The sequence below is a fragment of the Burkholderia sp. DN3021 genome (assembly GCF_049805555.1).
Taxonomy (GTDB): Bacteria; Pseudomonadota; Gammaproteobacteria; order Burkholderiales; family Burkholderiaceae; genus Burkholderia; species Burkholderia pyrrocinia_C.
Genome location: NZ_JBNCAB010000258.1, coordinates 1 through 771, shown reverse-complemented (window position 1 = coordinate 771; position 771 = coordinate 1). Strand labels below are relative to the sequence as shown.

The 771-nt window shown below is 60.2% G+C and carries 1 pseudogene; it reads left to right on the top strand.

Features of this window, described 5'->3' with window-relative positions:
- Window positions 1-771 (top strand): annotated as a pseudogene (locus tag ACPUER_RS36965) (IS3 family transposase); the annotation flags it as partial.

Here is a 771-nt window from a genome sequence, read left to right as displayed (position 1 = left end):
TCGATCCCAATGAAAACGCTGGCAAACTGGGTGCGCGCGGCGAAGGCCGGGAAGCTGAAAGATATCGGTCGGCACCAGAAGCCACTGACGGAGATGGAGGTCGAGCTGGCACAGGTCAAGCGCGAACTGGCCGAGGTCAAAATGGAGCGCGATCTCCTAAAAAAGTTCGCGACGTACTTCGCGAAGGAGTCGCGGTGAAGTACGGCGTGATTGAACAAATGCGACAGGACTACTCCGTGCCGCCGATGTGCCGCGTGCTGGGCGTATCGGTAAGCGGCTACTATGCGTGGCGCAAGCGCAAACCGTCCGAAAGAACTCGGCAGGAACCTCGCTTGGAAGCGGAGGTGCTCGCGGCGCATCAGCGAACCCGGGAAAGTTTCGGGCCCGAGCGCCTGCAGCAACATCTCGAGGAACGTGGCGTGCGAATCGGCGTGCATCGAATCAGACGGTTGCGCAGAAAACTGGGACTGCGCTGCAAGCAGAAACGTCGGTTCAAGGCCACGACGAATTCGAAGCACGATCTGCCTGTCGCGCCGAATCTGCTGAACCAGGATTTCTCGGTGACGGCGCCCAATCAAGCCTGGTGCGGTGACATCACCTATATCGCGACCGACGAGGGCTGGCTGTACCTTGCCGGCCTGAAGGATCTGTACAGTGGCGAAATCGTCGGCTACGCGATGAGCGAACGGATGACGAAAAATCTGGTCATGCAGGCGCTGTTCCGCGCTGTCGTGACCCGACGACCGCCGGCGGGCCTGATTCACCATAGCG